This is a genomic window from Streptomyces incarnatus (genome assembly GCF_001027185.1).
In the GTDB taxonomy this organism is placed as follows: Bacteria; Actinomycetota; Actinomycetes; order Streptomycetales; family Streptomycetaceae; genus Streptomyces; species Streptomyces puniciscabiei.
On the sequence record NZ_CP011497.1, the window covers coordinates 2,543,763 to 2,569,695 of the forward strand.

Here is a 25,933-nt window from a genome sequence, read left to right on the forward strand (position 1 = left end):
GCGCACGCCGGACGGGCGCACAACAGCGGTCTATTCTTCCATGCCCTCGGCCCGCCGCCAAAATCGGCCGTACGGGTGGCCTTCGGGGTCCGGTTCCCAGCCCAGGATGGAGAGCATCTCGCGGTCCTTCTTGTCGAAGGCCTTGGGGTCGCAGCGCTCGATCAGGTCGGGCCGGTTGGCGGTCGTACGCCTGAGGGCCTCGTCCCGGCGCCAGCGGGCGATCCTGCCGTGGTGGCCGCTGAGCAGCACGTCCGGGATGTCCCGTCCGCGCCAGACGGGCGGCTTGGTGTAGACGGGGCCTTCCAGGAGGCTCGCCATCGCGCCGGGCGCGAAGGAGTCGTCGCGGTGGGACTCGGCGTTGCCCAGGACACCGGGCAGCAGCCGGGCGACGGCCTCCGTGATGACCAGGACGGCCGCCTCGCCGCCGGCCAGGACGTAGTCGCCGATGGAGACCTCGTACACCGGTATGCGCGTGGCGTACTCGTCCATCACGCGCCGGTCGATGCCCTCGTAGCGGGCCGGCGTGAAGATCAGCCACGGGCGCTCGGAGAGCTCCACGGCCAGTTCCTGGGTGAAGGGGCGGCCGCTGGGCGTGGGCACGATCAGCGCGGGGGCCGTGGCGCCGGTCTCGTAGCCGTCGGCGAGGACCGTGTCCAGGGCGTCGCCCCAGGGCCCGGTCTTCATGACCATGCCGGGGCCGCCGCCGTACGGGGTGTCGTCGACGGTGTTGTGGCGGTCGTACGTCCACGAGCGCAGATCGTGGACGTGTACGTCGAGCTGTCCACGCGCGCGTGCCTTGCCGACGAGGGAGACGTTCAGGGGCTCCAGGTACTCGGGGAAGATCGTGACGACGTCGAGGCGCATTACGACTCTTCCCCGGTCTCGTCCCCGGTCCCGTCCCCCGCCTCGTCCCCCGTGTCGCGGGAGGACGCGATCTCGGCGCGGTCGTCGATCAGGCCCGGCGGCGGGGCGATGACCGCCTTCTGCTCCTCCAGGTCGATCTCGGTGACGATCTCCTCCACGAACGGGACCATCACCTCGCTGCCGTCGGGGCGCTCGACGATGAACAGGTCCTGGGAGGGCAGGTGCGAGATCTCGGTGATCCGGCCGACCTCCACCCCGTCCTCGGTGACCACGTCGAGGTCGATGAGCTGGTGGTCGTAGTACTCGTCCTCGCCCTCGGGCAGTTCCTCCGGATCGACCTCGGCGATCAGGAGGGTGTTGCGCAGGGCCTCGGCCGCGTTGCGGTCGGCGACGCCCTCGAAGCGCAGGAGGAGACGGCCGCTGTGGACGCGGCCGGTGGCGATGGTGAGCGGTCCGGCGGAGGCCGGCTCGGTGGCCAGGACGGCGCCCGGGGCGAGCCTCAGCTCCGGCTCGTCGGTACGTACCTCCACGGTGACCTCGCCCTTGATGCCGTGGGCGCGGCCGATCCGTGCGACTACCAGCTGCACTGTGCGTGATCTCCTGTCATACGACTGCGGGCCGGGGACGGCCCAGTGGCCCTCCCCGGCCCGAGCCGGTTGCTTTGAAGCGTCAGCGGACGTGGTCCACGTCGACGAGGTCGACGCGGACACCGCGACCGCCGATGGCGCCCACGACGGTGCGCAGAGCGCGCGCGGTGCGGCCGTTGCGGCCGATCACCTTGCCGAGGTCGTCCGGGTGGACCCGGACCTCGAGCACGCGTCCGCGGCGCAGGTTGCGCGAGGCGACCTGCACATCGTCAGGGTTGTCGACGATGCCCTTCACGAGGTGCTCAAGCGCCTCTTCGAGCATGCTGCTCAGGCCTCGGTCGACTCGGACTCGGCGGCCGCCTCGTCCTTCTTCTCAGCCTTCTTCTTCTGGGTGATCGCCTCACCCTTGCCCTCGTCGTCACCGCCGAGCGCCTCGAACGACGGACGGGCCGGCTTCGGCTCGGCGGTGAGCAGCGGCGCGGGGGCCGGCTCGCCCTTGAACTTCTGCCAGTCGCCGGTCTTCTTGAGGATGGCGAGAACCGGCTCGGTCGGCTGCGCGCCGACACCCAGCCAGTACGCCACACGCTCGGCGTCCACCTCGATGACCGACGGGTTGTAGGTCGGGTGGTACTTGCCGATCTCCTCGATGGCCCGGCCGTCACGGCGGGTACGGGAGTCGGCGACGACGATGCGGTAGTGAGGCGAACGGATCTTGCCCAGACGCTTCAGCTTGATCTTGACTGCCACGGGAGTGGGTTCTCCTGGATTTGACGTGGTTGGGCACGGCGAGCTGCCGCGTGGGGTTGCGGTACCCGAGTGCCCGATGGACGCGTCAGCCGGAGGAGAGAGGGGTCCTGTGCGGCTGTCGAGTACAGCTAGCCATTGTGCCATACCCTGCGGGTCGCTTTTGGCCGAGGGTGGGTGAGCTGCGGCTGGGCATGCCTGTGAGGCACCCGGCGTGGAGGTGACCGTACGTCGGGTGCGCTGCTCGGCGTGACGAGGTGCCGCCGCGGGGTCCGGCGGCACCCCCACATCGCCCGGCCCGCAACCGGCACCCACGAGATGCCGGTACTCCGTGGCCTGGCGCGTCACGCCGCTCCCGCGACCTCCGGGATCCGAAACGGCTTGCCGCAGCCGCCGCAGACGATGGGGGCCTGGGCGAGGACCGAGGGGACCACGCGGACGTTGCGGCCGCAGTCGCAGACCGCCTTGACCCGCACCCCGCCCCCGGAGGAGCCGTGCCGGGCGGCCGGGCCGCGGAAGCTGCGGGTGGTGTCCGAGGAGGTCGCCGCCGTGTGCGCCTTCAGGGCGCGCTGCAGCCGCTCGATCGTCGGGCGGTAGCGCCGCTTGGCCTCGGGGTTGAGCGTGACCAGGGAGAAACCGCTGCTCGGGTGCGGCTCCTCGGGGTGGTCGAGGCCCAGCTCCTCGGCGATCGCGAGGAAGCGGCGGTTGTGGTAGCGGCCGGCGCGGGAGGTGTCGCGGATCCCGCGGGCGGCGGCGATGCCGTGGACTGCCTCATGGAGCAGTCGCTCGAAGGAGAGCTCGTGTCCGCAGGCGGACGACGACTCTCCGATCAGGGACTCTGGCGCGGCAAGGTCCGGCAGCTCGGGGTGGTACCGCTGAATGTCGGCCCACGCCTGCGCCAGCTCTGCGGCGAGTACAGGTGGTGTCTGTGTCGTGCTCACGTAATGACAACGAGCGGGAGCTCGAATGTGTTCCTATTCCGGGGCATCTCAAATAATTTGCACGTACCCGTCAGTTGCCGCTGATGCGTCCGGACGAGGGCGGGTGCGCTGATCTGCGGAGAAGCCGCACAGCTCCTACCAAGCTGGTGCGTAGTCCGCCGTACGACCCAGGGGGTAGACCCCTCTACGGGTGTGGCCGCCGGTTGCGCAAGAGGCGTTTCGGTCGCTCTCGTCGTGAAGCCTCACTCCGGTCAGCGTCCGTGACGCGCGTGGCGTTACTGCACGCCGTCCGGCCCCGGCACCGGCCGGTTTCCCCGGAGCGGACACCGTACGGCCCTCCAGATTGCCGGGATGTGAAATCTCGCCACACCCGCTCCAGGGCCCCAAGCGGGGGCCCACGACCCCTGGACGGGGCAGCGAGCCGGGAGTTACCTGGCATACGTGGGAAGTGCGCGCGCACGGCACGGGGGCCACGCAACCGGGCACAGCGGCGAACTGTCGGCGGATTGGGGCGCTTACCTATGACACCTACGCTCGTGCGACCGCACGTGCCTCACGCGGGTTCCGCACCCGGCGTGGACCTGTGCGCACGCGCGCGTGACTGGTCCGAGATCCAGGAGCGGATGCTGGTGCCGCTCTACGAAGCCGTCTACGAACGACTGGAAGTGGGCCCTGCCACCCGGCTGCTGGGCCTGCGCTGCGGCGCCGGGCTCGCGCTGCTGCTGGCGTCCGGCAGAGGCGCCGACGTCACCGGTGTCGACGCCGCCTCCCCCGAACGGCTCGCCCTGGCCCGCGAACGCCTGCTGCCGGACGCCGCACGCCGCGCCGACGGGAGCGCCCTGGGCCGGCCCGGGCAGCCCGGCGGGGCCCGCGGCGCGTCGGACGGCCCCGGCAGGCGCGCTGCGCCCGGAGGCAGCGCGGCTGGTGCCGGCCGGACCGGAGCGCAGGGCCCGAGCGGCCGTACACGCGCGCGTGCCGTGCGGCTCGTCGCGGGCTCGCCCCAGGACGTGGCCGGGGCGGAGACCGCCGCCTACACCCTGGTGACCGTCTTCGAGCCGATCGGGTGCCTCGCGGGCGACTCCGAGGGGCTCGGTGAGCTGCTGGCGGACGCGCTGCCGCTGGCCGCGCGCGGGGCCGCCGTGGTGCTGGCCGGGTGGGGGCCGCCGGAGCGCTGCGCCACCTCCGCGGTGCTGCGGGTGGCGACGAAACTGGCCGATCCCCTGCGCAGCGCGCGCAGTTGGCGGCCCGCCCGGCGGGACGACCTGGAGGAGGTCGCCCAGCGGGCGGGGCTGAAGCCCGACGGCTCGGGGCGGGTGGCCTGCCCGTTCGGGTACGCCGACATGGACAGCGCCGTACGGGGCCTGCTGTCGACCGGCCTGTTCGACGCGGCGATCACGGCGACGGACGCCAAGCAGGTCGACAAGGAGCTCACGGAGTCCCTGCACCCCCACCGGCGCCCGGACGGCACCGTGTGGATGCCGAACGTCTTCCGCTACCTGGTCGCCCGCGTGCCCTAGACGGCACGTACTCCCGCCGCACCGGGCCCGAGCCCAAGTACGTCCGGTACGAGGGCCAGGACCGGCACTCCCCCAGCCGCGCGGCGCGTCCTCCGGGCGGACGGCGGGAGTCTGACGACAGGACCTGGACGCCAGGACCTAGGCGTCGCCGTCCTTGGTCAGGCGTGGGATCCCGGCGATGCGGTACGCGTCCGCCTCCTCCAGCGTCTCCTGGTCCAGCAGGGCGAGGGCGAGGGCGTCCAACTGGTCGCGGTGGTCGCGGAGTTTGGCGCAGGCCTCCTCGTAGCACGCGTCGACGATCCGCCGCATCTCGGTGTCGATCACGTCGAGGGTCTGCGGGGCGGCGGAGAGCCCGTAGGCCTGCTGGGCGTCGCTCGGGAGGGCGGACAGGCGGCCGACGCGCTCGCTCATGCCCCACCGGGCGACCATCCCGCGCGCGATGTTGGTGACCTGTTCGAGGTCGTTCTCCGCGCCCGTGGTGACGACTCCGTAGACGACGTCCTCCGCCGCCATCCCGCCCAGGGCGCCGATGATGCGGCCGCGCAGGTACTCCTCCGAGTGGGCGTACCGCTCCACCTCGGGCGTGGACATGGTCACCCCGAGCGCCCGGCCGCGCGGCACGATGGTGATCTTGCGGACGGGGTCGGCGCCGGGCTGCAGCATGCCGAGCAGGGCGTGGCCGCTCTCGTGGTAGGCGGTGCGCCGGCGGTCCTCCTCGGGCATCACGAGGGTGCGCTCGGCCCCCAGCTGGACCTTCTCCAGCGCCTCGGACATGTCGGCGGCGGTCACCTGTTCCTGCTTGCGCTTGACCGCGAGCAGAGCGGCCTCGTTGGCGAGATTGGCCAGATCCGCACCCGTCATACCGGGGGTGACACGCGCCATCTGGGCCAGGTCCACGTCACCGGAGAGCGGGATGTCCCGGGTGTGGATGCGCAGGATCGACTCGCGCCCGGCGCGGTCCGGCGGGGCCACGTTGACCACCCGGTCGAAGCGGCCGGGGCGGGTCAGGGCCGGGTCCAGGATGTCCGCGCGGTTGGTCGCGGCGATGACGATCACGCCCTCCGAGCCCGAGAAGCCGTCCATCTCCGTGAGGATCTGGTTCAGCGTCTGCTCGCGCTCGTCGTGCCCGCTCATGGAGGCACCGCCGGCCCGGGCCCGGCCGATGGTGTCGATCTCGTCGATGAAGATGATCGACGGCGCCACCTTCCGGGCCTCGGCGAACAGTTCGCGGACGCGGGAGGCGCCGACGCCGACGATCATCTCGATGAACTCGGACGCCGAGGCGGAGAAGAACGGCACGCCGGCCTCGCCCGCGACGGCGCGTGCGAGCAGGGTCTTGCCGGTGCCGGGCGGGCCGGCGAGCAGCACGCCGCGCGGCAGCTTCGCGCCCATCCGGCGGTAGACGTCGGGGTGCTCCAGGAAGTCGACGACGTCGTCCAGTTCGCCCTTGACCTCGTCGATGCCGGCCACGTCCAGGAAGGTGGTGCGCTCGTGGCCGGGCCGCAGCCCGACGGGTTTGGGCGGCGCCCGGCGGCCGAACAGGCCGCCCGCGCCGGGCAGGGCCCCGCCGAGCCGCCGCGCGACGATGAGCCACACGACGACCAGCACCGCGATCGGGATCAGGGACATCAGCACGTTGGACCACAGGCTGCGCTCCTGCACGACCGGCCGTGCCGTCACGGTGACGCCGTGGGCGGTCAGGTTGTGCCACAGCCGGTCGTCGGCGAAGGCCGGGCGCTGGGTCTTGAACCTGGTGTAGTTCCCGCCGCCCTCGGGATTGGCCCGCGCGCTCCTGAGCTGGCCCTGGATCGCGTCACCCTTGGAGTAGATCTTGGTGACGTTGCCGGCGGCGACCTGTCTGCTGAACTCCGTGTACGAGATCGTCGGCTCGTTGCCCTGGCCGAGATAGTTCAGTCCGACATAGGCCAGGAGAAAGACGATCACCGCGGTGACGAGCAGCCCCCACCACTTTCCGCCGCGGATCCTTCCGCCGCCGGATCGCCGCGGCGACTCGTCGGGGGTGCCCTCGGTGCGCCACGGCTGGTCCGGGGCTTTGCGTGGGGGCGCCGCATCGCTCATATCTGGACGTTACGGCATATGGCGGACGTCGGCATGCGCTGAGGGGCGCCCCCTTGGCCGGGGGCGCCCCTCAGGGACGTACGAGACCTACGACACGTACGAGTGGGGCTCAGCCCATGAACTTCTTGAACTCGTCCGGCAGCTCGAAGTCCTGACCGCCCTGCTGCGGCAGCCCGAAGGCGCCTCCGCCCTGTGCGGCGGCCTCGCGGCGCTGGGCCTCCTCCAGCTCCTGCTGCCTGCGCTTCATCGGGTTGCCGGAGCGCTGCTTGCCCTTGGCCTTCTTCTGCTGCTTCTTCTGCCGGCCGGGGCCGCCGCCCATGCCCGGGATCCCCGGCATGCCCGGCATGCCGCCGCCCTGCGCCATGCGGGACATCATCTTGCGGGCCTCGAAGAACCGCTCGACCAGGTTCTTCACCGCGCTGACCTCGACACCGGAACCCTTGGCGATGCGGGCGCGACGGGAGCCGTTGATGATCGTCGGGTCCTGGCGCTCGCCCGGGGTCATCGACTTGATGATCGCGGCGGTGCGGTCGACGTCCCGCTCGTCGATGTTCTGGATCTGGTCCTTGATCTGGCCCATGCCCGGGAGCATGCCGAGCAGCTTGCTGATGCTGCCCATCTTCCGGACCTGCTCCATCTGGGCCAGGAAGTCGTCGAGGGTGAAGTCCTGCCCCTTCTTGGACGCCAGCTTGGAGGCCATCTTGGCGGCCTCTTCCTGGCTGAAGGTCTTCTCCGCCTGCTCGATCAGGGTGAGCAGGTCACCCATGTCGAGGATGCGGGAGGCCATCCGGTCCGGGTGGAAGGCGTCGAAGTCGTCCAGCTTCTCGCCGTTCGACGCGAACATGATCGGCTTGCCGGTGATCTGCCGGATCGACAGGGCGGCACCACCGCGGGCGTCACCGTCGAGCTTGGAGAGCACCACGCCGTCGAAGCCGACGCCGTCGCGGAAGGCCTCGGCGGTGTTGACGGCGTCCTGACCGATCATCGCGTCGACGACGAACAGGATCTCGTCGGGGCCGATCGCGTCCCGGATGTCCGCGGCCTGCTGCATCATCTCGGCGTCGATGCCGAGGCGGCCGGCGGTGTCCACGATCACGATGTCGTGGACCTTGGACTTCGCGAACTCGATGGAGTCCTTGGCGACCTTGACCGGGTCGCCGACGCCGTTGCCCGGCTCCGGGGCGTAGACGGCCACGCCGGCGCGCTCGGCGACGACGCTCAGCTGGTTGACGGCGTTCGGGCGCTGGAGGTCGGCGGCGACCAGCAGCGGGGAGTGGCCCTGCTCCTTGAGCCACCGGCCGAGCTTGCCGGCGAGGGTGGTCTTACCGGCACCCTGCAGACCCGCCAGCATGATCACGGTGGGCGGCTGCTTGGCGAAGCGCAGGCGCCGGGTCTCGCCGCCGAGGATGGTGACGAGCTCGTCGTTGACGATCTTCAGCACCTGCTGGGCGGGGTTCAGCGCGCGCGAGACCTCGGCGCCGAGTGCCCTTTCCTTGACGTTCTTGATGAAGGTGCGGACGACAGGGAGCGCGACGTCCGCTTCGAGGAGCGCGATACGGATCTCGCGTGCCGTGGCGTCGATGTCCGCCTCGCTGAGGCGCCCCTTGCCGCGGAGATTTTTGAAAGTCGCGCTGAGGCGGTCGGAGAGGGTATCGAACACGGTGGCGTCGGTCCTCGAGGTCGGGGGCAGTGGTGAGCGTCTTCCAGGGTATCCGGCTCGGCAAGCGAATCGTCCCCGCCCGCTTCCTTCGACGGACGGGAACGCGTTACGCGCCCGCCGGTGTCACCCCCGCAGCGTCTCCTCCAGCGCCCGGGCCATCGACGCCGCGTCCTCCCCCGGCAGTGGCGCCCCCGCCCCGGTCGTCACGTAGAAGGCGTCCACGGCGTTCGACCCCAAGGTCGACACGTGCATGCTCCGCACCCGCACCCCCGCCTTCTCCAGGGCCATGCCGATCCGGTGCAGCAGGCCCGGGGCGTCCTGGGCGCGGACCTCGATCACGGTGGCGTGGTGGGAGGCCGCCGGGGCGACGGTCACCCTCGGCGGCGGGGCGACCCAGCCGCGGCGCCTCGGATAGGCCGCGTCCCGTTCGGCGAGGCGGCCGGCGATGTCCAGACTGCCGTCCAGGGCGCGGACCAGGTCGGCGCGCAGCCGGGTGGCCTGCGGCAGGGAGCCGTACTCGGCGGCCACCCGCCAGTTGAGCAGCAGCACCGAGCCGTCGTCGACGTCGTCGGGCAGGCCCAGGGCGCGGAGTTCCGCCGTACGGACCGTGAGGCGGTGCACGGCGAGGACACCGGCGACGGCGGGGAGCACGGCGGGCTGGTCGGGTACGGCGATGAGCAGCTCCACGCCGAGGGGTTCGCCGGACGGTTCCTCGCCGGTGGCCGGTTCCGTCTGGGCGCGCAGCGCGAGGACCGGGCCGCCGGTGCGGTACGCCTCGATCGCCAGCCGCTCCTGCTCGGCCGTGGGCGCGGCGGGCTCCGGCTCGTCGGGGGCGTCTCCGGCGAGCACGGCGGAGACCCGCCGGACCAGGTCGGTGACGAGGTGGCCGCGCCAGGAGGACCAGGCGGCCGGTCCGGTGGCGAGGGCGTCGGCCTCGGTGAGGGCGTGCAGCAGCTCCAGGGTGCTCTGGGTGCCGACGGCCTCGGCGACCGAGCGGACGGTGGCCGGGTCGTCGAGGTCGCGCCGGGTGGCCGTCTCGATCAGCAGCAGGTGGTGGCGGACCAGGGCGGAGAGCACGTCCACGTCCGCGCGGTCGAAGCCGATGCGCGCGGCCACGTCCCTGGCGATGATCTCGCCGGCCACCGAGTGGTCGCCGGGCCAGCCCTTGCCGATGTCGTGCAGCAGGGCGGCGACCAGGAGCAGGTCCGGGCGGCTGACGCGGCGGGTCAGCTCGGAGGCGCGGACGGCCGTCTCGATCAGGTGCCGGTCGACCGTCCACAGATGGACGGCGTTGCGCTGCGGGCGGCAGCGGACCCGTTCCCAGTCCGGCAGGAGGCGGCTGATCAGGCCCTCCGCCTCCAGCGCCTCCCAGACGTCCACGGTCGGCCGGCCGGAGCCGAGCAGGGTGACCAGCTGTTCGCGGGCCTCGGCGGGCCAGGGCGTGGGCAGGGGGCGCGCGGTGGCGGCCATGCGCCGTACGGCGTGCAGGGAGAGCGGGAGGCCGGCCTGCGCGGCGGCGGCCGCCGCGCGCAAGGGGAGCACGGGGTCGCGCTCGGGGCGCGCGGCGCGGGCGAGCACCACCTCGCCGTCCTGCTCCACCACCCCTTCGGCCAGCGGCGACCGCTCCGCGACGGGCTTGCCGCCGCCCAGCATGGCGCGCAGCCGCGGACGGACGGCGCGCGACCGCAGCACGCGCCCCACTTCACGCCAGGTGACGTCACTGGCGTACGAGATGACCCGCGCCGCCTCGTAGACCTGCCGCAGCAGGGTGTCCGCGTCCAGCAGCCCCAGCTCGGCCGCCACCTGGTCCTGCTCCTGGAGGGCGAGCCGGTCGGTGGCGCGGCCCGTGGCCAGATGCAGCGCGTCCCGTACGTCGAGCAGGCGCCGGCGCGCGTCCGCGAGGCCCTCGCGCGGGGCGTCGGCGAGCCAGGAGGCGGCGACGGCGCGCAGGGCGGTGGCGTCCCTGAGGCCGCCCCGGGCCTCCTTGAGGTCCGGTTCCAGCAGGTACTGCAGTTCGCCCTGGCGCTCGGCCCGCTCGGCGCAGAGCTCCTGCAGTTCGGGGAGGCGCTTGGGGGCCTGGTTGCGCCAGTCGGCCAGGACGGCCGTCCTCAGTCCGGAAGTCAAACCCAGGTCGCCGGCGAGATGGCGGGCGTCCAGGAGGCCGAGTTGGACTTTCAGATCCTCTCCGGCGGTCCTGCGGGCCTCGGCCGGGGTGCGCACGGAGTGATCGAGGGCGAGGCCCAGGTCCCAGATGGGGTACCAGAGGCGGTCGGCCAGCGCGGCCACCGCTTTCGGATCGGAGCCGTCGTGCAGCAGCAGGAGGTCGAGGTCGCTGCGCGGGGACAGCTCGCCACGGCCGTAGCCGCCGACGGCGACCAGGGAGGCCCCCGGGAGGCCTCCGGCCGCCGCCGTGAACAGTCCGGCGAGCCAGTCGTCGGTCAGTTCGGCGAGTGCGGCACGGCGCGGCGGCCCGGACCGCGCCCCCTCGGTGAGGAGGCGCAGCCGGGCCGCCGCGTAGCCGCTGGGTCCCGAGTCCTCTGCCATCCGCTCGTCCGTTCCCGTCACCCAGCGACTCCCGTTCTGAGAAGTTGTGGTCAGAGCGCGTCCGGGCCGCGCTCGCCGGTGCGGACCCGTACGGCCGTCTCGACCGGCAGGGACCAGACCTTGCCGTCACCGATCTTGCCGGTGCGGGCGGCCTTCACGATGACCTCGATCAGCTGCTCGGCGTCGTCGTCCTCGGCCAGCACCTCGATGCGGATCTTGGGGACCAGGTCGACGGTGTACTCGGCACCGCGGTAGACCTCGGTGTGGCCCCGCTGACGACCGTAACCGCTGGCCTCGGTGACCGTCAGGCCGTGGACGCCGAAGGCCTGAAGGGCTTCCTTGATCTCGTCCAGCCGGTGGGGCTTGACGACGGCGGTGATGAGCTTCATGCGTCCACCTTCTTGGTCTGCGTGCCGGCCAGGGCGGGGGCGTGGGCGACGGAACCGATGACGCCGCCGCCGGCGCCGCTGAAGTCGTAGGCGGTCTCGGCGTGCTCGGCCTGGTCGATGCCGGAGATCTCCTCGTCCTCGGTGACCCGCATGCCGATCGTCTTGTCCAGCAGGAAGGCGAGGACCGCGGAGACGACCAGGGAGTAGGCAAGGACCGCGCCGACACCCGCGCACTGCTTCCACAGCTGGGTCCAGGTGTGGTGGCCGTAGAAGACACCGGTCGCGGCGGACTGGCCCTTGCCGGTGGCGAAGAAGCCGATCAGCAGGGAGCCGATGATGCCGCCGACCATGTGGACGCCGACGACGTCGAGGGAGTCGTCGTAGCCGAACTTGAACTTCAGGCCCACGGCCGCGGCGCAGGCGACACCGGCGATGGCGCCGACGCAGATCGCGCCGAGCGGGGAGACCGCGCCGCCGGACGGGGTGATCGCGACCAGACCGGCGACCGCGCCGGAGGCGGCGCCCAGCGTGGTGAACGCGCCGTGCCTGATCTTCTCGTAGGCGAGCCAGGCCAGCATGGCGGCGGCCGTCGCGACCTGGGTGTTGACGAACATCAGCGCGCCGACGCCGTCGTCGTTGCCGAGCCAGGAGCCCGCGTTGAAGCCGAACCAGCCGAACCACAGCAGACCGGCACCGAGCATGACCAGCGGGAGGCTGTGCGGGCGCATCGGGTCCTTCTTGAAGCCGACGCGCTTGCCGATGACGAGGATGACACCGAGGGCGCCGGCACCCGCGTTGATGTGGACCGCCGTACCACCCGCGAAGTCGATCACACCGAGCTTGTAGGCCCAGCCGTCGGCGCCCCAGACCCAGTGGGCGACCGGGACGTAGACGATCGTGAGCCACAGGGCGATGAACAGCGACCAGGCCGAGAACTTGACGCGGTCCGCGAGGGCGCCGCTTATCAGGGCCGGGGTGATGATCGCGAACATCATCTGGAAGACCATGAACACGAAGATCGGGATGCTGTAGCCGGGCCACAGCTCCGTCAGACCGATCTTGCGCAGGCCGAACCAGTCGGAGTCCCAGCCGATGAGGCTGTTGTTCGTGCCGAAGGCGAGGGAGAAGCCGTAGAGCACCCACAGAATGGTGACGATGCCCATGCTGATGAAGCTCATCATCAGCATGTTCAGGGTGCTCTTGACGCGGACCATGCCCCCGTAGAAGAAGGCGAGGCCCGGCGTCATGATCAGCACCAGAGCGGAAGCAATGAGCATGAAGCCTGTGTTCGCGGACGACAGCTTGGGTGCCTCCGCGGCAAGCGTGATGGCTGGTGCCATCGGCGTCTCCTCGTCGGTTGTACGGCCCCGTGCGGGCGGTGCCTGAGCGGTCCGGCGGGTAGTGGGGTGGGCCGGTTATGCGCCACGAGACTGACGCAGCGCGGTTTCGGTGGAAGCCCCTGGTTGTTTCGCCGGGGTGACAAGGGCACCCTGCGTGTTACGCCTGGATGAACCACCGGATTCGCGGCTCGCCGATCGTTATCGTGACGCAACCATCACGCCCACCACCGCAACCATCAATTGAGGAACCACGACGGCGAGCAACCACGTCCGCGAGAGCGGCGCCGGTTTGGGCGCAAACAAGGGTCCGGCCGCGGCGGGCCTCCGATGACCTGGCGTGGGGGAGCCGAGTCGGGCAGTTCGGGAGGGCCGGCCGCGGCCGGGGCACGGGGAGCCGGGTGGTCAGACCGCTTCGGCGGTCTCCGGCAGGTCGACGGCGAGCTGATCGGTGAGGTCGACCACGGCGGCGAGGTCGCCGTAGTCCCGTACGGCCGTGTCGACCGTCTTTCGGATACGAGTGTTCACACGCTCCGAGCGGACCTTCTTGGCGATGTCCATGGCCTGGGAGGCATAGTCCGTGCTCTGCTCGGGCTCGCGCTGGAGCAGGTGCACGGTGGCCATGCCGATCAGGTTCAGCGCGTACGACCGCTGGTGCTCGCTGTCCTCGGCGAACTTCTCCACCGCCTTGCGCATCAGCGGCTCGGCGAGGGAGGCGTAGGTGGGGCTGCGGCCAGCGACGTAGGCGAGGTCGCGGAAGGAGTGGGAGTTCTCGCCGTACAGCTCGGCCTCGGAGAAGAAGCGGATCCAGTCGGGGTCCGGCTCGTCCCACTCGTCGGCCTCGGCGAAGGTGTCCTCGGCCATGCGGACCGCGCGTTTGGTCTTGCCCGGCTGGCCCATGTTGGCGTAGGCGCGGGCCTCCATCGCATACAGCATGGACTGGGTGCGCGGGCTCGCGCAGTCACGGCTGCCGTACTGGGCGAGGTGGATCAGCTCCAGGGCGTCGTCGGGCCGGCCGAGATGGATCATCTGGCGGCTCATGCTGGAGAGGATGTAGGAGCCGAGCGGCTTGTCACCGGCCTCCTTGGCCGCGTGCAGGGCGAGCACGAAGTACTTCTGCGCGGTGGGCTGCAGACCGACGTCGTACGACATCCAGCCCGCCAGCTCCGCCAGTTCGGCGGCGACCTTGAAGAGCCTGCGGGTGGTGGCCCCGGGCTGGGGTTCCTGGAGCAGGTCGGTGACCTCGTGCAGCTGGCCGACGACCGCCTTGCGGCGCAGGCCGCCGCCGCACTGGGCGTCCCACTGGCGGAACATGCGCGTGGTGGACTCCAGCAGGTCCAGCTCCGGCTTGGACAGCCGGCCGGGCCTGCGGGGGTCGAGGACGGGCTCGGGCTCGGCGGGGACCGGCGAGGCGGGGCTCGGGACGAGCCAGCGCTGCATGGGCTCGATGAGGGAGGGGCCGGCGGACAGCGCGAGGGAGGTGCCGAGGAAGCCGCGCCGGGCGAGCATCAGGTCGCTGCGCGAGAACTCGCCGAGCAGGGCGATCGTCTGCGGGGCCGTCCAGGGCAGGTCGACGCCGGACACGGAGGGCGACTGGCGGGCGGCGCGCAGACCCAGGTCCTCGATGGAGACCACACAGCCGAAGCGCTCGGAGAACAGCTCCGAGAGGATGCGCGGGATCGGCTCGCGCGGGTTCTCCCCGTCCAGCCAGCGACGCACGCGCGAGGTGTCGGTGGAGATGTGGTTGGCGCCCAGCTGACGGGCCCGGCGGTTCACCTGGCGGGCCAGCTCGCCCTTGGACCAGCCGCTGCGCACGAACCACGAGCCGAGCAGCTCATTGGGGCGCTTGTCAGCGTTCGCCCCGCTACCGCCGTTGCCGCTCACTGGAACGCCCCCATCCCTGAGACCACGTGTCGCCCTCGCGACCCCCGGTCGCCCCGGAGGGAGACCGCCACGCGCCAAGCCTTATCAGAATGCCGGTAAATACGGCCTCTTGTCCGCCGGTTCTCACCCTTCGAACGAGCTGACGACTCGCCCCCGGCATACCCAAGGATGCATATGCCGCTCGGACTCGCACACTCACAGTAATCCTACGATCACCCGCTCAGCCACGGGGATCCCGGAAACGCCACCATTCGCCACCCCTTCGAATGAACTCACGGTGGGTCGTACGCGATTCACTTGACATAGGACAGCCGGAAGTGGGCGGAGTGATGCACCCGGGGGCGTGAATACCCCGATGCGCCACTCGCTGCACCTCAACGCGCCGCCTTGGCCTCGCGTCGCACAGGGAAGGCGGAGCCGTAGCGTTACGTTCCGCTTCCGTCTCGTTCCGTGTCGTAACCACCGGCGCGCCGGACCCGTTGGAGGGGGCATGGGCTTCACGATCGGCGGCATCCGCGAGATCCGCTCCGGCACGCGCCGGCGCGGCCGTTCGTCGGAGTGCACCGCCGTCGCCGAGTTCACCGGGCTGTGGGGCTGGGACGTGGTGCCGGGAGCGCGGGCCGCGGCGGGCGCCTGCAGCTGCGGACACGCCGACTGCCCGGCACCGGGCGCGCATCCCCTGGACTTCGCGCCCGTGGTGCCGGCCGGGGCCACGCTGGACGAGGCGGGCAAGGCCTGGTCGGAGTTCCCCGGCGCCGCGGTGATGCTGCCGGTGGGCCAGGCGTTCGACGTGGTCGAGGTGTCCGAGGCCGCCGGCCGCCGCGCCCTGGTCCGCCTGGAGCGGATGGGACTCCCCCTCGGCCCGGTGACCGCGACCCCCGACGGCCGCGCCCACTTCTTCGTCGCGCCCGGCGCCGCCGCCGAGCTGCCCCGGCTGCTCTACCGCATGGGCTGGGACGACCCCTCGGCCCTGGACCTGCGCGGCCTCGGCCCCGGTACGCACATCACCGCGCCGCCCTCGGACCGGGGCGGCCTGGGCCCGGTGCGCTGGCTGCGCCCACCCGCGCTGGACTCGGCGACCCGGCCTCCGGCGGCGCGTCTGCTGCTGGGGACGCTGGCGTATGTGGCGCACAGGTCGCGGCTGCGGGCCTGATCAGTCGCGGCTGCGGGCCTGATCAGGCGTACGCGCGCCGGGCAAGGCGAAGCGCCCGTCCCCAACTGCACCTTGGGAGCGGGCGCTTCTCGCAGACCCGGTGGGTGGTAAATGCACTACCCTCAGTCACCGATCAGGGCATCCACGAACGCCTCCGGCTCGAACGGCGCCAGATCGTCCGCGCCCTCGCCGAGTCCGACCAGCTTGACCGGCACGCCCAGCTCGCGCTGGACCGCGACGACGATGCCGCCCTTGGCCGTGCCGTCCAGCTTGGTCAGCACGATGCCGGTGATGTCCACGACCTCCGCGAAGACGCGGGCCTGGACCAGGCCGTTCTGGCCGGTGGTGGCGTCCAGGACGAGCAGCACCTCGTCGAGCGGAGCGTGCTTCTCCACGACCCGCTTGACCTTGCCGAGCTCGTCCATGAGCCCGGTCTTGGTGTGCAGCCGGCCGGCGGTGTCGATGAGGACGACGTCGACCCCCATCTCCTTGCCTTCCTTGACCGCGTCGAAGGCGACGGAGGCGGGGTCGCCGGCCTCCGGGCCGCGCACGGTGTAGGCGCCGACCCGCTCGCCCCAGGTCTGCAGCTGGTCGGCGGCGGCGGCGCGGAAGGTGTCGGCGGCACCCAGGACGACGGTACGGCCGTCGGCCACGAGCACGCGCGCGAGCTTGCCGGTGGTGGTGGTCTTGCCGGTGCCGTTGACGCCGACGACCATCACGATGCCGGGCTTGCGGTCCTCGGGCTCGGTCTTGACCGTGCGGTCGAAGTCCGTGCCGACGACCTTGAGCAGCTCCTCGCGGAGCAGGCCGCGCAGTTCCTGGGGGGTGCGGGTGCCGAGCACCTTCACGCGCTCGCGCAGGCTCTCGACCAGCTCCTGGGTGGGCTGTACGCCGACGTCGGCGGTGAGCAGCGTGTCCTCGATCTCCTCCCAGGTCTCGTCGTCCAGGTGCTCGCGCGAGAGCAGCGTGAGCAGGCCCTTGCCGAGGGCGTTCTGGGAGCGGGACAGGCGGGCGCGCAGGCGGACCAGCCGGCCTGCGGTGGGCTCCGGGATCTCGATCTCGGGAGCCTCTACGGCGGCAGGGGGCTCCTCCACGGCGACCGGTGCGGGGCCGCCGGGGAGGTCCACCTCCTCGATGGTCCGGCGCGGTTCTTCGCGCGGCGTCTCGGCCTCTTCGCCGATGTGCGGCTCGGCCGGGGGCGCGGTGATGTCGGGCGCCTTCGGGGGCGGCGGAGGCAGCGGCTTCTTGCGCCGGGTGCCCACCAGCAGCCCGCCGAGCGCCGCGAGCACGACCACGGCGATGACTACAGCAAGGATGACGGTTTCCATAACTCGTCCAGTATCAGCCATGGGGTACGGCAGGAGGCCGTTTGTGGCTTCGTCCGAGAGACAAACGCCACTTAATACAAGGACTCGGAGCAAAGTACGATGGTCGCGACTCCGTTGACGCGCGTAGAGTCCCGACCGTCCCCGTCCCCCCACGTCTGGTGCCCCTTTTCCATGAGCAAAACCGTCGAGACCGAAGGCGCTCTCGAGACCCGAGGTATCGAGCAGGTCCCGGATCGCGAGCGCACCGCGAAGACCCGTGAGCTGTTCCCCACCTGGGTCGGCGCCAACATCAGCGTGCTGCTGCTGACCATGGGCGCGAGCCTCGTCGTGGCATACCACCTGGACATCTGGCAGGCGCTCGTCGTCGCGGTGGCGGCGCCGGTCGTGTCGTACGGCCTGGTCGGGCTGATCGGCATCGCGGGCAAGCGCGGTGGCGCGCCCGGCATGGCGCTCTCCCGCGCGGTCTTCGGCCAGCGCGGCAACCTGCTGCCCGGCTCGCTGATCTGGGTCGCCCGCTGGGGCTGGGAGACGATCAACGCGGTCACCGGCGCCTACGCGATGCTCACCATCCTGGACATCCTGTTCGGCATCAAGGCGAACAGCGTGCTGGACATGGTGACGCTGCTGGTCTTCGTCGTCGCGACCTTCGCGATCTCCGGGCTCGGCATCAACGCCGTGCAGAAGTGCAACAAGTACGCGACCTATTTCTTCGGCGTCTTCTCGGTGCTGGTCCTGGTCTACCTGGTCGCGAACACGAACTGGTCGAAGGTGCTGCACCACGGCGGCGGCTCCACGGCCGCGGTGATCACCGGTATCGGCATGATCGCGGCGGGCGGTGTCAGCTGGATCCCGACGGCGCCGGACTTCACCCGCTACCTGCCGCGCACGGCGTCCTCGAAGGCGATCGTCGGCACGGCGGTGGGCGGCGCCGGCATCGTCGTGCTCCCCATGGTCCTCATGGGCGCGGTGATGGCGGTCTCCACGCCGGACCTGGCCTCGGCGACCGACCCGGTGTCCTTCCTCGGCGAGATCCTGCCGACGTGGATCGCGGTGCCGTACCTGTTCATCGCGCTGATCGGCATGCTGCTGATCAACTCGATGTCGATGTACTCGGCGGGCTTCACCGCGCAGACCCTCGGCTTCAAGGTGCCGCGGCACTGGGCGGTCTCGGTGAACGCCGTGATCTCGCTGGTCTTCGGCGGTGTGCTGATGCTGGTGGCGACGAGCTTCATGGGCTCGTTCATCGCCTTCCTGTCGCTGCTGGCGGTCGCCTTCAGCGCCTGGGTCGGCGTCTTCGGCGCGGACATGCTGCGCCGCACCGAGTACGACGGCCGCGCCATGACGGACACCACCCGCACCAGCGCCTACTGGTACCGGGGCGGCTTCTCCCCCGCGGCCGTGGCCGCCTGGGCGATCGGCCTGGTGTCGGGCCTGATGTTCACGACCTCGGACTGGTTCACCGGCCCGCTCGCGAAGAACAACGTCATCGGCGAGTACGGCCTCGGCTGGGTTGCCACCATCGTGATCTCGGGCCTGCTGTACCTGGCGCTGCCCAAGCCGGCGGTCACCAGGCCGACGGAGGCCACCGAGCCTGCGGAGGCCACCGAGCCGGCCGAGGTCGCCGAGCCGGCCGAGGAGCGCGCGACCGCCGGCGCCTGACGGGCTCAGTCGGCCGGGCCGCTCTCGTGCAGGACGGCACCGGCCCGGAAACGGATGCGGGAGCAGCGGTCCTTCGTCTCCTGGCCGGCCGTCTCCTGGCCGGCGTCGTCCGGGCAGCAGCAGTGGCGGGCGAGCCACCGCAGGTCGTCCGGGTCGAGCCGGCGGGCGATCCGGCTCCGGCCGGCCTCCGCCCGCGGATCGGTGGGCACGGCTGCCCATGGCTCGGTGGGTCTCGGTGGGTACGGGGTCACTCATCCCGCGGGCCTGCCTCCGCCCCCCCATGGCCATCTGACGCTACGTCAGCTACCGTCCCCCTCCACCGCATCGCACCGGAGGGGGACTTCCCATGCCCGTCACGGTCGTCCGTTTCAACCTCGTCGCACCCGGCGCCGGCCCCGCCGCCCTGGCCGCCCGTTACCGGGCCGCCCTGGAGATGGCCGCGTACGCGGACGAGCACGGGATCAGCACTGTGCAGACCGAGGAGCACCACGGCGCGGAGAACAACTGGCTGCCGTCGCCGTTCGCCTTCTCAGGGGCGGTGTTCGGGGCGACCCGACGGATCGCGGTGACCGTCTCGGCGGTGATCGGCCCGCTGCACGACCCGCTGCGGCTGGCCGAGGAGATCGCCGTACTGGACCTGCTGAGCGGCGGACGGCTGGTGACGGTGGCCGGGATCGGCTACCGGCCGGAGGAGTACGCCCTGTTCGGCGTCGACTACACACGCCGGGGCAGGCTCCAGGACGAGGTGCTGGAGACGCTGCTGAAGGCGTGGTCCGGCGAGGAGTTCACCTACCGGGGCCGGACGGTACGGCTCACCCCGCGCCCGTACACCGACCCGCATCCCCTCCTGCTGGTCGGCGGCTCCTCCAGGGCCGCCGCCCGCCGGGCCGCCCGCCTCGGCCTGCCGTTCTTCCCGAGCGCGCATCTGCCGGAGCTGGAGTCCTACTACAAGGAAAAGCTCACCGAGTACGGCACCGAGGGCTGGGTCATGATGCCCGCGGCCGAGACTCCCCTGCTGCACCTCGCCGAGGACCCGGACCGGGCGTGGGCCCACTACGGCGAGCACTTCCTGCACGAGGCGCGGACCTACGCCTCCTGGCAGTCGGGCGAGATCAGCTCGGCGGTGAGGTCGGCGGCCACGACGGTGGAGGAGCTGCGCGCCGAGGGCGTGTACCGGGTGCTGACCCCGCAGGAGTGCGTGGCGCTGGGTGCCGACAGTCTCGTCCTGCATCCGCTGGTGGGCGGGATGCCGGTGGAGGAGGGGTGGCGGAGCCTGCGGTTGTTCGCGGAGCGGGTGATTCCGGCACTGGGCGACTGACCTGCGGCGATACCCGGTGGTCCGGGCGGGTCCGGCGGTGCTCCACTGGGACGGTGAGTCTGAGTGTGGATGTGGTCGTCCGCGGGCCGAACGGCGGGTTCGAGGTGCTCGACGTGCCCGAGGGGTGCAATGACTCGGCCGGGTTCGAGTCCTGGCGGTGGAAGGTGTGGGGATCGGAGGTGGTGCGCTCGCTGGGCGCCCGTTACCTTCCCCTGCTCGACGGCGACTGGATGGAGGTCCCGACCGAGGAGCTTCCCCGGTTCCTGGAGGAGATCGCCCTGTTGCGCACGCACCTGGACATGATCTGCGCGGCGCTCGGCGAGCATCCGTACGGGATCGCGAGCCGCCTGGACAACATCGAGGCGGCGACGCTACGGGCCCGGCGGCTCGGCGCCCGCGTTCTCATCTGGTGACCGGCGCGTACGACACCGCCGCCCCCGCACCGGGCAGTGGCCGGTGCGGGGGCGGCGGCAGGTACGAGGAGAGGGGCAGCGGGGACTTGGCCCTTCTCCCCGAGTTCACGGGGCTGGTCAGCCCATTTCCTCCAGCGTCTTGCCCTTCGTCTCCTTGACGAACTTCAGGACGAACGGGATGGAGAGCGCGGCGAAGACCGTGTAGATCACGTAGGTGCCGGAGAGGTTCCAGTCGGCCAGCGACGGGAAGCTCGCGGTGATGGCCCAGTTGGCGATCCACTGCGCGGAGGCGGCCACGCCCAGGGCGGCGGCGCGGATCTTGTTCGGGAACATCTCGCCGAGGAAGACCCAGACCACCACACCCCAGGACAGGGCGAAGAAGAGGACGAACAGGTGGGCGGCGATCAGGGCGGTCCAGCCCTGGGCGCTCGGGAGCTTGCCGTCGACGAGGTGGTACGAGAACGCCCAGGCCTCCAGCGCCAGACCGACGGCCATGCCGACGGAGCCGATGAGCGCGAGCGGCTTGCGGCCGACGCGGTCCACGAAGATCATCGCGATCACGGTGCCGATGATGTTGATGATCGAGGTCGTGAAGGAGTAGAAGAACGAGTCCGTCGGGTCGACACCGACCGACTGCCACAGCGTCGAGGAGTAGTAGAACGCGACGTTGATGCCGACGAACTGCTGGAAGACCGACAGGCCGATACCGATCCAGACGATCGGCTTGAAGAAGAAACCACCGCCGAGCAGGTCCTTGAAGGTGGACTTGTGCTCGCTCTTCATCGCGTGCTCGATCTCGGCGACGCGGGCGTCCAGGTCGACGTCCTTGCCCTCGACCTCGGCGAGGATCTCCTTGGCGCGCTCACGCCTGCCGACGGAGAGCAGGAAGCGGGGGGACTCCGGGATCGCGAAGGACAGCATGCCGTAGAGGACGGCCGGGACGACCATGACGCCGAGCATGACCTGCCAGGCCTCCAGGCCCATCAGGTGGCCGCGCTGGTCGCCGCCGGCGGCGTTGAGCAGGCCCCAGTTGACCAGCTGGGAGACGGCGATGCCGACGACGATCGCGGCCTGCTGGAAGGAGCCGAGCCGGCCGCGGTAGGCGGGCGGGGCGACCTCGGCGATGTAGGCGGGGCCGATCACGGAGGCCATGCCGATGGCGAAGCCGCCGACGACGCGCCAGAAGGCGAAGTCCCACAGGGAGAAGGGCAGCGCGGAGCCGACGGCGCTGACGACGAAGAGGACCGCGGCGATCTGCATGACGCGGATGCGGCCGATCCGGTCGGCGATCCGGCCGGCGGTCGCGGCGCCGACGGCACAGCCGATCAGCGCGACGGCGATGACCTGGGCGAGGGCCGCGGAGCCGATGTCGTACTTGGTACGGATGGCCTCGACCGCGCCGTTGATCACGGAGCTGTCGTAGCCGAAGAGGAAACCGCCCATGGCGGCGGCCGCCGCGATGAAGATGACGTGCCCGAGATGATCGGGTTGAGCCGTCCTGGCTCCTGACTGAGGTGCCTGCGTGGTGCTGGTCACGTGAATCTCCTCGGGCCACGGCAACGCTGCCGGTGGGGGTAGAGCCCTTACAGGTGAGACCTGAAGGTAAAAGCAACGTTGCAGAGACTATGCCTTCAAGTTTCGAAGTCAATAGTTCAGGTGCTGTGAGTTTTTCGATATGCCCGAGTGCTCTGTGTTCAGTTCTTGAACACAGAGTCAGTTGATCTTGAATGGTTGGCTAACGAAGGCGCTGGGAGATGACCTTGGAGACGCCGTCTCCCTGCATCGACACGCCGTACAGCGCGTCGGCGACCTCCATCGTGCGCTTCTGGTGCGTGATCACGATCAGCTGCGAGGCCTCCTGCAGCTCCTGCATGATCCGGATCAGCCGCTGGAGGTTGGTGTCGTCCAGGGCCGCCTCGACCTCGTCCATGACGTAGAAGGGGCTGGGGCGCGCCTTGAAGATCGACACCAGCAGGGCCACGGCCGTCAGCGAGCGCTCGCCGCCCGACAGCAGGGAGAGCCGCTTGACCTTCTTTCCCGGCGGGCGCGCCTCGACGTCCACACCGGTGGTGAGCATGTTGTCGGGGTCGGTGAGGACGAGCCGCCCTTCGCCGCCCGGGAAGAGCCGGCTGAAGACGCCCTCGAACTCGCGGGCGGTGTCCCGGTAGGCCTCGGTGAAGACCTGCTCGACGCGCTCGTCGACCTCCTTCACCACCTGCAGCAGGTCGGCGCGGGTCTTCTTCAGGTCCTCCAGCTGCTCGCTGAGGAACTTGTGCCGCTCCTCCAGCGCCGCGAACTCCTCCAGCGCCAGCGGGTTGACCTTGCCGAGCTGCTGGTACGCCCGCTCGGCGGCCTTGAGCCGCCGCTCCTGTTCGGCGCGGTGGAAGGGCTTCGGCTGGTTGCGCGGGTGCTCGGGGTCGTCCGGCAGCACCTCGCCCTCGGCGGGGGGCGAGGGCGGCACGAGCTGGTGCGGCCCGTACTCGGCCACCAGCCCCTCCGGCTCCACACCCAGCTCCTCCAGCGCCCTGGTCTCCAGCTGCTCTATGCGCAGCCGCTTCTCGGCGCCGAGAACCTCGCCGCGGTGAACGGAGTCGGTGAGCTTGTCGAGTTCGGCCTTGAGGTCGCGTCCGGCGGTGCGCGCGGCGGTCAGCTCCTGCTCGCGCCGCGCCTTGGCCGCCTCGGCGGCGGTGCGTTCCTGCGCGGCGCGGGCGAGGGACACCTCGATGTGCGCGAGCAGCTGCCGGGCGCCGGAGGCGACGGCCTCCGCGACGGCCGCCTCGTGCCGCAGCCGGGCGCGGCGCTGCTCGGCACGCGCGCGTGCCTCGCGTTCCGCGCGGGCGGCCCGGTCGAGCGAGTCGGCCCGCCCGGCGAGCCCCTTCACCCGCTCCTCGTGGGTACGGACCTGGAGCCGGGCCTCCATCTCGGTCTGCCGGGCGTTGGCCCCGTCGGCGGCTAGCCGGTCGCGCACGGAGGTGTCCGGCTCCTCCTCGACCGGCATCTCCTCGGCGACCGCCAGCCGCTCGGCCAGCTCCTCGGCCTCCTGCACGGCCTTCTCCAGCGCCTCCTGCGCGCGTGCGGCGGCCGCGGCCGACCGCTCGGCCTCGCCGGCGGCGCCCCGCGCCTGTCCGGCGAGCCTGCCGAGCTGCTGGGCGACGGCCGACTTCTCCCGGTCCGCCGCGCGACGGCGCTCTCCGATCTCCTCCACGACGGCGGCCGCCTCGGTACGCCGCTGCGCCGCCGCCCGCTGTGCCTCGGCCAGCTCCTCGCAGCGCACCGCCAGTTCGGCCAGTTCGGCCGCGGCCTCGTCGACGGAGGCCTGCACCTCCAGCAGGCTCGGGGCGCCGGCGGAGCCGCCGTGTGCGAAGTGGGCGCCCAGGAGGTCGCCTTCGGCGGTGACCGCGGTGAATTCCGGGTGCGCGTGGACGAGGTCTTCGGCGTCCTCCAGGGTGCCTACGACCACGATGCCGCGCAGGAGGCGGCGGACGGCGGGCATCAGTTCGGCGGGGCCACGGATCAGATCGGTGGCGAAGAGGGGGGTGCCGGGCAGTCGTTCGTCTGCGGGTACGTCGTGGCTGAGCGCGCCCACGCGGCGGTAGCCGCATGTCGGACACAGCCCCGCGCCCCTTTGGTGCGCGTCCTCCGGCGTCGGCTCCATGTCACCTGCCAGCAGCAGTGCCGCCCGGCCGCCGTCCTGCTTGCGCAGCAGACGGATCGCCTCCGCCGCCGAGGACGGGGTCGACACCGCGATCGCGTCGGCCGCCGCGCCGAAGGCCGCGGCCAGGGGGACCTCGTAGCCCGGGGTGACCGTCAGGAGTTCCGCCGCCGGGCCCAGGACGCCGGTGAGGCGGTCGCGGGCGCCGAGGAGTATGCCGGTGCCGTCCTTGCGGCGCAGGCCCAGCGCCAGCGCCTCGTGGCGGGCCTGGGTCGCGGCGCGGGTGCGCTCGGCGGCGGTGAGGGCGTCGCGGGCCGCGGTCAGCGCGGCTTCGGCCTCGGTGAGCCCGCGCTTGGCGGCCTCGTGCCGTTCGGCGAGGTCCGCGTCGTCGGCGTCGAGGCCGTCGACCTCGGCCTTCAGGGCCTCGTACTCCTCCTGGGCGCGCACCGCGCGTTCCTGTGCCTCGTCGCGGGCCGTGGCCAGGCGGTCGATCTCGGCCTGCGCCGAGGCCGCACGGGAGCGGGCCGCGTTGACCTGGCCGGACAGGCGGGCCAGGCCCTCGCGGCGGTCGGCGATGGCGCGGGCGACGTCCTTCAGCCGGCGTTCCTCGGCGGCCAGCTCCCGCTCCAGCTCGGCGCGGTGCGCGACGGTGTCGTCGAGGGCGTGCTGGGCCGCCTCCAGGGCCGCCTCCAGCTCGGCCTCCTGCTCACGGATCCGGGCGGCCTCCCGCTCCATGTCCTCGGGGTCGCGGCCGCGCCGCTCCTCGGGGGGCGCGGACGTCGCGCTCTTGACTCGTGCGTCGGCCAGCGAGACCGTGCCGCGGACCCGCTCGGCCAGCTGGGAGAGCTCGTACCAGGTCTGCTGGGCGCGCTGGAGGCGCGGGGTGAGCTGCCGTACCTCGTCCTCCAGGAGGGCCTCGCGGTGCAGGGCCTTCTTCAGCTCCTGTTCGGCGGCCTCCTTGCGCTCCTTCAGGGCCGCCTCGTCCGCGATCTCGGCCTTGAGCGCCTCGCGCAGCCGCACCAGGTCGTCGGCGAGCAGGCGCAGGCGGGCGTCGCGGAGGTCGGCCTGGATGACGGCGGCCCGGCGGGCGACGGCGGCCTGGCGGCCCAGGGGCTTGAGCTGGCGGCGCAGTTCGTCGGTCAGGTCCTGCACGCGCGCGAGGTTGGCCTGCATCGCGTCCAGCTTGCGCAGCGCCTTCTCCTTGCGCTTGCGGTGCTTGAGGACGCCGGCCGCCTCCTCGATGAAGGCGCGGCGGCCCATCGGGTCGGCGTGCAGGACCGAGTCGAGCTGGCCCTGGCCGACGATGACGTGCATCTCCCGGCCGATGCCCGAGTCGGAGAGGAGTTCCTGGATGTCCAGGAGGCGGCAGGTGTCGCCGTTGATCTGGTACTCGCTGCCGCCGTTGCGGAACATGATCCGCGTGATGGTGACCTCGGCGTACTCGATGGGCAGCGCGCCGTCGGAGTTGTCGATGGTCAGGGACACCTCGGCGCGGCCCAGCGGGGGGCGGCCGGTGGTGCCGGCGAAGATGACGTCCTCCATCTTGCCGCCGCGCAGGGACTTGGCGCCCTGTTCGCCCATGACCCAGCTGAGCGCGTCCACGACATTGGACTTGCCCGAGCCGTTCGGGCCGACCACACACGTGATGCCCGGCTCGAACCGGAGCGTGGTCGCCGAGGCGAACGACTTGAACCCGCGCAGGGTCAGGGCCTTGAGGTGCACGCCGCTGGACTCTACCGGGCGCCGCTATCTCACTCCATGAACCCTCGCAACCGCGCGGTTTCGCCAATGAACAGGCAGGGCACACCGTACGTTAAAGAGGGTGAAAGGATGCGCGGGGCAAGAAAGAAGGGACGCCGAAGCG

The 25,933-nt window shown here is 71.5% G+C and carries 20 protein-coding genes; 5 read left to right on the top strand and 15 right to left on the bottom strand.

Going from position 1 to position 25,933, the window contains the following annotated elements:
• Positions 1-30: 30 nt before the first annotated feature.
• The 5 genes from trmD to ABB07_RS11145 all read right to left on the bottom strand — a co-directional run bounded on the left by trmD (position 31) and on the right by ABB07_RS11145 (position 3,136).
• On the bottom strand, positions 31-864 hold the full coding sequence (gene trmD, locus ABB07_RS11125) for a tRNA (guanosine(37)-N1)-methyltransferase TrmD (RefSeq protein ID WP_208898579.1): 834 nt from the start codon (positions 862-864) through the stop codon (positions 31-33).
• Positions 864-1,451, bottom strand: a complete 588-nt coding sequence (rimM, locus tag ABB07_RS11130) for a ribosome maturation factor RimM (protein ID WP_208898580.1) — start codon at positions 1,449-1,451, stop codon at positions 864-866. Before rimM ends, trmD begins: the two co-directional genes overlap by 1 nt.
• Before the next feature lie 82 nt (positions 1,452-1,533).
• The gene (locus ABB07_RS11135) at positions 1,534-1,773 is read right to left on the bottom strand and encodes an RNA-binding protein (protein ID WP_003973401.1); all 240 of its coding nucleotides are present in this window, start codon (positions 1,771-1,773) and stop codon (positions 1,534-1,536) included.
• 5 nt (positions 1,774-1,778) lie between these two features.
• Positions 1,779-2,198 (bottom strand): 30S ribosomal protein S16, encoded by a 420-nt coding sequence (gene rpsP / locus ABB07_RS11140; RefSeq protein WP_208898581.1) that lies wholly within the window; start codon positions 2,196-2,198, stop codon positions 1,779-1,781.
• 341 nt (positions 2,199-2,539) lie between these two features.
• Positions 2,540-3,136, bottom strand: a complete 597-nt coding sequence (locus ABB07_RS11145) for a hypothetical protein (protein WP_055704355.1) — start codon at positions 3,134-3,136, stop codon at positions 2,540-2,542.
• 521 nt (positions 3,137-3,657) lie between these two features.
• Between ABB07_RS11145 and ABB07_RS11150 the strand changes: the two genes are divergently transcribed.
• Complete coding sequence (locus ABB07_RS11150; protein WP_208898582.1) at positions 3,658-4,653, top strand: class I SAM-dependent methyltransferase; 996 nt, start codon at positions 3,658-3,660, stop codon at positions 4,651-4,653.
• A 138-nt stretch (positions 4,654-4,791) separates the two neighbouring features.
• On the opposite strand, the gene ftsH is transcribed toward ABB07_RS11150, so the two are convergent.
• From ftsH to nsdA, 6 genes are all read right to left on the bottom strand, one after another.
• Complete coding sequence (gene ftsH, locus ABB07_RS11155; RefSeq protein ID WP_208898583.1) at positions 4,792-6,732, bottom strand: ATP-dependent zinc metalloprotease FtsH; 1,941 nt, start codon at positions 6,730-6,732, stop codon at positions 4,792-4,794.
• A 109-nt stretch (positions 6,733-6,841) separates the two neighbouring features.
• Complete coding sequence (gene ffh / locus ABB07_RS11160) at positions 6,842-8,392, bottom strand: signal recognition particle protein (protein ID WP_208898584.1); 1,551 nt, start codon at positions 8,390-8,392, stop codon at positions 6,842-6,844.
• Between the two features lie 123 nt (positions 8,393-8,515).
• Entirely contained in the window at positions 8,516-10,957 is a 2,442-nt protein-coding gene (locus ABB07_RS11165; protein ID WP_208898585.1) for a [protein-PII] uridylyltransferase, read from the bottom strand.
• Between the two features lie 29 nt (positions 10,958-10,986).
• Positions 10,987-11,325, bottom strand: a complete 339-nt coding sequence (locus tag ABB07_RS11170) for a P-II family nitrogen regulator (protein ID WP_030990174.1) — start codon at positions 11,323-11,325, stop codon at positions 10,987-10,989.
• Complete coding sequence (locus ABB07_RS11175; protein ID WP_208898586.1) at positions 11,322-12,665, bottom strand: ammonium transporter; 1,344 nt, start codon at positions 12,663-12,665, stop codon at positions 11,322-11,324. The genes ABB07_RS11170 and ABB07_RS11175 overlap by 4 nt, the downstream gene beginning before the upstream one ends.
• 402 nt (positions 12,666-13,067) lie before the next feature.
• Positions 13,068-14,546 carry a transcriptional repressor NsdA gene (nsdA, locus tag ABB07_RS11180; RefSeq protein WP_208898587.1) on the bottom strand — a complete coding sequence of 493 codons (1,479 nt, stop codon included), beginning with the start codon at positions 14,544-14,546 and terminating at the stop codon, positions 13,068-13,070.
• A 490-nt stretch (positions 14,547-15,036) separates the two neighbouring features.
• On the opposite strand from nsdA, the gene ABB07_RS11185 reads away from it, so the two are divergent.
• Positions 15,037-15,699 carry a bifunctional DNA primase/polymerase gene (locus tag ABB07_RS11185; protein WP_208898588.1) on the top strand — a complete coding sequence of 221 codons (663 nt, stop codon included), beginning with the start codon at positions 15,037-15,039 and terminating at the stop codon, positions 15,697-15,699.
• 122 nt (positions 15,700-15,821) lie between these two features.
• Here ABB07_RS11185 and ftsY read toward each other — a convergent pair whose 3' ends face one another.
• The gene (ftsY, locus tag ABB07_RS11190; RefSeq protein ID WP_208898589.1) at positions 15,822-17,027 is read right to left on the bottom strand and encodes a signal recognition particle-docking protein FtsY; all 1,206 of its coding nucleotides are present in this window, start codon (positions 17,025-17,027) and stop codon (positions 15,822-15,824) included.
• A gap of 171 nt (positions 17,028-17,198) precedes the next feature.
• On the opposite strand from ftsY, the gene ABB07_RS11195 reads away from it, so the two are divergent.
• The gene (locus tag ABB07_RS11195; protein WP_208898590.1) at positions 17,199-18,686 is read left to right on the top strand and encodes a cytosine permease; all 1,488 of its coding nucleotides are present in this window, start codon (positions 17,199-17,201) and stop codon (positions 18,684-18,686) included.
• A gap of 5 nt (positions 18,687-18,691) precedes the next feature.
• Here the strand turns inward: ABB07_RS11195 and ABB07_RS11200 are convergent, their stop codons facing one another.
• Positions 18,692-18,895, bottom strand: a complete 204-nt coding sequence (locus tag ABB07_RS11200; RefSeq protein ID WP_208898591.1) for a hypothetical protein — start codon at positions 18,893-18,895, stop codon at positions 18,692-18,694.
• A gap of 137 nt (positions 18,896-19,032) precedes the next feature.
• Between ABB07_RS11200 and ABB07_RS11205 the strand changes: the two genes are divergently transcribed.
• Together ABB07_RS11205 and ABB07_RS11210 are read left to right on the top strand one after the other, a co-directional pair.
• Positions 19,033-20,004 carry an LLM class flavin-dependent oxidoreductase gene (locus ABB07_RS11205; RefSeq protein WP_208898592.1) on the top strand — a complete coding sequence of 324 codons (972 nt, stop codon included), beginning with the start codon at positions 19,033-19,035 and terminating at the stop codon, positions 20,002-20,004.
• Positions 20,005-20,057: 53 nt separating this feature from the next.
• Positions 20,058-20,417: a hypothetical protein gene (locus ABB07_RS11210; RefSeq protein ID WP_208898593.1), complete on the top strand. Its 360-nt coding sequence runs from the start codon at positions 20,058-20,060 to the stop codon at positions 20,415-20,417.
• Positions 20,418-20,534: 117 nt separating this feature from the next.
• Here ABB07_RS11210 and ABB07_RS11215 read toward each other — a convergent pair whose 3' ends face one another.
• Both ABB07_RS11215 and smc read right to left on the bottom strand, forming a co-directional pair.
• Positions 20,535-21,953 carry a sugar porter family MFS transporter gene (locus tag ABB07_RS11215; RefSeq protein WP_208898594.1) on the bottom strand — a complete coding sequence of 473 codons (1,419 nt, stop codon included), beginning with the start codon at positions 21,951-21,953 and terminating at the stop codon, positions 20,535-20,537.
• A 199-nt stretch (positions 21,954-22,152) separates the two neighbouring features.
• Positions 22,153-25,791, bottom strand: a complete 3,639-nt coding sequence (gene smc / locus ABB07_RS11220; RefSeq protein ID WP_208898595.1) for a chromosome segregation protein SMC — start codon at positions 25,789-25,791, stop codon at positions 22,153-22,155.
• Positions 25,792-25,933: the final 142 nt, after the last annotated feature.

Bases quoted from the DNA above. Each gene is read 5' to 3' on its own strand.
- trmD (WP_208898579.1), bottom strand. From the start codon at position 864: ATGCGCCTCGACGTCGTCACGATCTTCCCCGAGTACCTGGAGCCCCTG.
- ABB07_RS11135 (WP_003973401.1), bottom strand. From the start codon at position 1,773: ATGCTCGAAGAGGCGCTTGAGCACCTCGTGAAGGGCATCGTCGACAAC.
- ABB07_RS11150 (WP_208898582.1), top strand. From the start codon at position 3,658: ATGACACCTACGCTCGTGCGACCGCACGTGCCTCACGCGGGTTCCGCA.
- ftsH (WP_208898583.1), bottom strand. From the start codon at position 6,732: ATGAGCGATGCGGCGCCCCCACGCAAAGCCCCGGACCAGCCGTGGCGC.
- ABB07_RS11170 (WP_030990174.1), bottom strand. From the start codon at position 11,325: ATGAAGCTCATCACCGCCGTCGTCAAGCCCCACCGGCTGGACGAGATC.
- ABB07_RS11175 (WP_208898586.1), bottom strand. From the start codon at position 12,665: ATGGCACCAGCCATCACGCTTGCCGCGGAGGCACCCAAGCTGTCGTCC.
- ABB07_RS11185 (WP_208898588.1), top strand. From the start codon at position 15,037: ATGGGCTTCACGATCGGCGGCATCCGCGAGATCCGCTCCGGCACGCGC.
- ftsY (WP_208898589.1), bottom strand. From the start codon at position 17,027: ATGGAAACCGTCATCCTTGCTGTAGTCATCGCCGTGGTCGTGCTCGCG.
- ABB07_RS11195 (WP_208898590.1), top strand. From the start codon at position 17,199: ATGAGCAAAACCGTCGAGACCGAAGGCGCTCTCGAGACCCGAGGTATC.
- ABB07_RS11205 (WP_208898592.1), top strand. From the start codon at position 19,033: ATGCCCGTCACGGTCGTCCGTTTCAACCTCGTCGCACCCGGCGCCGGC.